The 5,653-nt window shown below is 64.8% G+C and carries 3 protein-coding genes and 1 pseudogene; 3 read left to right on the top strand and 1 reads right to left on the bottom strand.

Translation table 11 applies throughout. The features are described from left to right. Window positions 1–371: 2-dehydropantoate 2-reductase N-terminal domain-containing protein (locus tag KIT86_RS23955; RefSeq protein ID WP_367185467.1), on the bottom strand; the 371-nt coding region annotated here is incomplete at its 3' end. A gap of 144 nt (window positions 372–515) precedes the next feature. On the opposite strand from KIT86_RS23955, the gene KIT86_RS23950 reads away from it, so the two are divergent. The 3 genes and pseudogenes from KIT86_RS23950 to KIT86_RS23940 form a co-directional block, all read left to right on the top strand. Then, window positions 516–1,958, top strand: a complete 1,443-nt coding sequence (locus tag KIT86_RS23950; RefSeq protein ID WP_297403068.1) for a right-handed parallel beta-helix repeat-containing protein — start codon at window positions 516–518, stop codon at window positions 1,956–1,958. A gap of 374 nt (window positions 1,959–2,332) precedes the next feature. After that, the gene (locus KIT86_RS23945; RefSeq protein WP_297403066.1) at window positions 2,333–4,585 is read left to right on the top strand and encodes a hypothetical protein; all 2,253 of its coding nucleotides are present in this window, start codon (window positions 2,333–2,335) and stop codon (window positions 4,583–4,585) included. Between the two features lie 722 nt (window positions 4,586–5,307). Then, a pseudogene (locus KIT86_RS23940) lies at window positions 5,308–5,653 on the top strand (hypothetical protein); the annotation flags it as partial.

Below are 5,653 nucleotides of genomic sequence, written 5' to 3'. Positions count from 1 at the left end.
ACCGGCACGGTGCTCTTGTCCACCACCACCTTGTAGTCGGTCATGCGTTCGCCGATGCTGCGTGCCGCGGCCAGCACGTAACGCATGTCGGCCGAACCGTCCTCATCGGGTGGCGTGCCCACGGCGATGAACTGGATGGTGCCGTGCTGCACTGCGCGGTCGATGTCGGTGGTGAAGTGCAGCCGCCCGGCGGCCACGTTGCGCTTGACCATCTCCTGCAGCCCGGGCTCGTAGATCGGAATGCCGCCTTCTTCGAGGATGCGGATCTTCTCCGGATTCAGGTCCAGGCACAGCACGTCGTTGCCCACCTCCGCCAGGCAGGCTCCACTGACCAAACCCACATAACCCGTCCCTACCACAGTGATTTTCATGATGATTTTTCTCTGACCGATAGATTCACAAAGCGCTCATCATAGCGGCCGAAGAAGTCGCTTTCGGCATCGAAATGCAGTCATAACGTTGCATTCAACACGCTCGCGGCTATCATGTTGCGCACACAGAAACGGGGAACGCCATTGAAACCGAGGCATGGGTGGATCCTGGCCGCAGCGGCAAGCCTGGCGGTGCTCCTCGTGGGGGCCGTGGTGTTCCTGTCGAGCCACGCGGGGCAGCGCCTGGTGGCCGAGGCGGCCTCCCGAAGTCCGCAGGAACTGATCCGCCACGCGCAGCGCCGGCTCCAGGGTCACCGCATTCTGGAGTGGCTGCTTCTTCCAGGACTTCACGCCCTGCAACGCCGTTGGGAAAGGCCACCGCCACGCGGACCGCTGCCCCCACTGGGCAAAGGCCAGCAGGCGGTCAGCATGGCGGCCGACCTGCCCGAGACCAGCCTGGTGGTCCGGGTGGACACGGCCACCGGCCTGGCCGAGGCGCTCATGGAAGCCAGGCCCGGCACCCACATCGTGATCGCGCCCGGCAGGTACCGCTTCGGCCAGACCCTGCGGCTCGGGCACGACGGGCGCGCGCAGGCGCCCATCCGGGTGAGCGCCTTGCTGCCGGGCAGCGTGGAACTGGCATTCACCCAGGTCGCTGGCATCCAGATCGACCGGCCCTATTGGATGTTTGAAAACCTCAACATCCGCGGCGCCTGCGCACGCGACCACGACTGCGAGCACGCATTCCATGTGGTGGGAGGGGGCGCGTTCACCACCTTGCGCAACAACCATATTCAGGATTTCAACGCACACATCAAGGTCAACGGGCTGAACGGCCAATGGCCCGACCATGGCCTGGTGGCGTTCAACACCCTGACCAACTCGGCCACCCGGCAGACCGACAGGCCCGTCGTGATGCTCGACCTGGTCGGCGCCAGCCACTGGAAAGTGCAGGACAACCTGGTCACGAACTTCGCCAAGGGCCTGGGCAACCAAGTCGCCTACGGGCTGTTCATGAAAGGTGCCGGCGAAGGCGGGCGCTTCGAGCGCAATCTCGTGATCTGCTCACCCAGCGACATCTCGCGCCCTGGCGAGCGGGTGGGCATTTCCTTTGGCGGGGGCGGCACGCAACCTGCGGCCGTCTGCCGCTCCGACGGCTGCGCGGCCTACGAGCACCGACACGGCCTGGCCGCCAACAACATCGTGGCGCATTGCAACGACGCGGGGCTCGACATCAACCGCGGCAGCGACATCGTGCTGGCCCACAACACCCTCATCAACACGGCAGGCGTCTCTGCGCGGCGTTCCCCGACGCAGGGCCGCGTGCTCAGCAACCTGCTCGAAGGAAACATTTCAGCGCGCGATGGCGCGGCTCTGGGGCTGGAATGGAACGTCGAAGCACCCCTGTCGCGGGTTTTCGTGAACCCGGATGCCTTACTTCTTCAGTGGTTCGAGCCGCCAGAAACAGTACCTTCGCGGGCCTTTGTAACCAATGATTTCCGAGGGATCGCAAGGCACGATGCCACGCTGCCCGGCGCGCTCGAACAGGACTTCCCTGGGAAACAAGGCCGGTTGCCGGGCCAATGACGCCTCGCGCCCGAACCGGTCAGTCTGACGGCAAAAAGTGCAACTCGTAACACGTAGCAACAGGGCTGTAGGGCAAGTCCTACGACAATAGAGCGTCCAGGGCATGTGGCGTGCCAGCCATGTGCGGTTTCCCGGCCACGACTTCTGAGCGCTTGGGCGCACTGTCAGGTCGGTTTTTTTGTGCCATCGGCGTTTCACAGATGGGATTCCTGCGCCCGCATGTCGTTCTGGATGGCGTGCCTGTCGGTCCATGCTCCAGCCTGTGAAATGCCGCCCGTAAAGTCAACTGAAGCGCATTTTTCGTGAACGTGGTCACAAGCCACCGACTTTTTCGACCGTTCGCCCCCGCCAGCACACCTCTCACCGGCATCGCCATGAACCCCTCCAAGACCCCCGCTGTCCGCGACGCCAAGTGGCTTTCCGTGCTCTTCATGATGGCGGCCATCTCGGGTTGTGGCGGTGGTGGCGGCGGTGGCGGCACCGCATCGGCCCAAACCCCCAGCGAGACCCTGACCTCCGCACCGGCGCCCACGGCGTCCGCACCGACCCCGGCACCTGCACCGGCCCCGGCGCCCACCTCCTCCCCGCGCCCTCCCGCTCCATCCCCCGCACCCGCACCCGCACCCGCACCCGCACCCGCGCCGGCACCGGCACCGGCTCCCGCCGTGGGCGCGTCCGGCCTGGCCTGCGCGGCCAGCGCGATCACCTGCGTGGAAGTCTCTTCGGCCACCGCCGCCAGCGCCCTGCCGATCACCTTCGGCCAGCCTTTCAAGGCCGGCGCCGTGCAGGCCAACCAGGGTCTGGTGGCCACCGACAGCAGCGGCGCGAGCGTGCCCCTGCAGATGGACGAGGTCAGCTCCCACCGCGACGGCTCCCTGCGCTTTGCCGTCCTCAGCGCCAAGGTCAGCAACCTCTCGGCCAACCAGCCCAAGCTCATCAACCTGTTCGCGGGTGCCAAGTCCTCGGCCACCCAGACCATCCCCGCCAACCCCGATTGGAACCTCGAACTCGAGGCCAAGGTCTACAACGGCAGCACCCTGGTCTCCACCCTCGTGGCCAAGCCGCAAGACCTGCTCAAGCAGCAGATCGCCCAGGGCAGCGGCCGCCGCCTCAACGGCAGCGTGGCCACCGAGTACACCGTGGTCGCCCCGTTCAAGGACAGCGCCACCAACGCCGAGCACCCCCACCTCACGGCCCGGCTGCACACCCGCCTGTACGACGGCGGTGCCAGCATCCGCACCGACATGGTCCTGGAGAACAACTGGACCTTCAAGGCCAATCCCGGCAACCTCACCTACGAGCTGACCGTGCGCCGCAACGGCCAGGTCGTGCACACCCAGCCGCGCCTCACGCACAACTACCAGGCCCGCTGGCACAAGGTGCTGTGGACGGGCGCCACGCTGCCTCAGTACCGCGTGCGCCACCACATGCCCTACTTCCTGGCCACCAAGGCCACCTGGAACTACGACCTGAGCCTGCGCATTCCCGAGTCGGTCCTGGCCGATGAGGCCCGCGTCCTGGCCAGCTCGAACACCGCGCCCATGGGCCCGGCCATGCTGGTGCCGTACTTCCCCACCACGGGCGGGCGCTCGGAGATCGGCCCTCAGCCGCGCTGGACCGCGCTGTACCTCATCACCCAGGACGACCGCGCCCGCGCCAGCATGCTGGCCAACGCCGATGCCGCCGCCGGCGTGCCGGTGCACTACCGCGACGAAGGCTCCGGCCAACCGCTGGACGTGGGGCGCAACCCCAATGTGTCGGTTCGTTTCGGAGAGTCATCCCCCAAGCTGCCCACGCCGACGGGCACGACCATCTACACACCCGACACGGCCCACCAGGCTTCGTTCGCCTACATGCCCTACCTGATCACGGGCGATGCTTTCTACCTGGACGAGGCCATGTTCTGGGCCAGCTGGAACATCGCCGGAGTCGATCCGTTCTACCGCGAGGGCGCCAAGGGCCTGATCTACGGCAACGAGGAACGTGCCCAGTCCTGGGCCCTGCGCTCCATCGACGAAGCCGCTCGCATCGTGCCTGACAACCACCCCATGAAGTCCTACTTCCAGACCCGGTTGGCCAACAACCTGAACTGGTACGTGCAGAACTACCCGCAGAACCCCAACACGGCCGCGCGCTCGCCGTTCGGTGCCATCAAGAGCCCATGGGACAACAAGGTCGCCGGTCCCTGGCAGAACGACTTCATGACGTTGGTGCTCACGCAGATCGCCGAGGACGGTGATCCCCAGGGCCGCGCCATGCTGAACTGGATCACCGGCTTCACCGTGGGCCGCTTCCTGAACGAAGCCAATGGCTTCTGCGTGGCCAAGGCCCCGGGCTACTGGTGGACCGTCACCGACGCGAGCAACCAGTTCTTCAGCAGCTGGAAGACCTTGTTCGACACCAACTACGCCAGCCTCAAGAGCACCCCGTGCGCCGGGATGGCGATCACCGAAGGCTCACCGGACCGCGTCGACGACTACGCCGCCTACGCCCGGGCCATGCTCGCGGCCACCAGCAGCGTCGGCATCAACGGTGCCAGCGCCGCCTACGCCAACTGGAAGTCGATGACACCGAGGATGGACGCCGGCTTCGCCAGCGACCCCACCTGGGCCATCGTCCCTCGCTGAGCGCAGCCCAGCGCCGGTCCGCCCCCGCGCGGACCCGCTGACCCGGCGCTGCCTCACCTGGGGCTGCAGCGCCGCCACCATCGGTTGCGGCCATTGGCCGCCCATTCTCTCCACATCGGTCTGGCGATGGGAAATCCCCTGGGCATTTCGCGCCAACGCACGCCTTGAAATACCCAGCCCGGAATTCTTTCTTTCATATTCTTTCAATTCACCCCCTTTTCCAAACCGGAAAAGAATGGCCCAATCCTTTCAACGGCCAAACACCGCCTTCTGGCGGTTTTTACTCATGTTTCATTATCTCCATCCGATAAGCCAACCTCAATTGAATTGCACCTTTACCTGAATGGGCGAAATCCACGCGCCCGACGCTCGGCGCGATGTTCCCTGCAGGGAAACCACCATCGCAGCGACCAACTTTCCCGCTAGACAAGCCACCCGGCAATTGCAGCCAAGCCATTGCGCATCAGCTTCTGAAAAAAAGAAGTGAAAAACGTGAAATGGCAACGGGAAGTTAATAAACCAGCTCAATTATTTCAACTTGTTTCGCGACAAGCTTCACGAATGCCGCGCATCGTTTCCCGATGCCTGCCCATCGGTTGGCAATCGGAAAAAGGCGATCGTCGAATTACATTGATTCCAAGGCCTGTTGACCACCAGGCCAATGCTTCCATCCACCGTGTGCCAGCGGTCGTCTTCCTTCTTGACTTTCAGGTGCTATCGCCATGTCCTCATTTCCAAACTCTTCCCGCCCGGCATCGCATGCCAGTGTGCTGGCCGCCTGCGCAGTGATGTTTTCGCTGGTGGCCGCGTCGGCGCAAGCCCAAAGCACCGCCACGGCAACCACCAGCACCAGCTGGAACCAGCTCTCCAAGGAGGGCCAGCTCTTTCTCGTCTCCGGCACCAAGAACGTTCGTTATGGCACCGGCAGCCGCTGGGTCTACAAGTCCGTGCGCACGGTTGGGCTCTGCTCGACCGGCTACTTCGGTAGCGATCCCGCCAAGGGTTCAGCCAAGACCTGCCAGGTGATGGCCGCTGCACCTGCACCCGCGCCTGCGCCTGCACCTGCGC

The sequence above is a fragment of the Hydrogenophaga sp. genome (genome assembly GCF_026125825.1).
Classification (GTDB): Bacteria; Pseudomonadota; Gammaproteobacteria; order Burkholderiales; family Burkholderiaceae_C; genus Hydrogenophaga.
The sequence above is the reverse complement of the archived record's forward strand: the minus strand, read 5'-3'. Positions and strand labels throughout refer to the sequence as shown.

Excerpts from the sequence above, each read along its gene's own strand:
- KIT86_RS23945 (WP_297403066.1), top strand. The coding sequence starts at position 2,333 with ATGAACCCCTCCAAGACCCCCGCTGTCCGCGACGCCAAGTGGCTTTCC.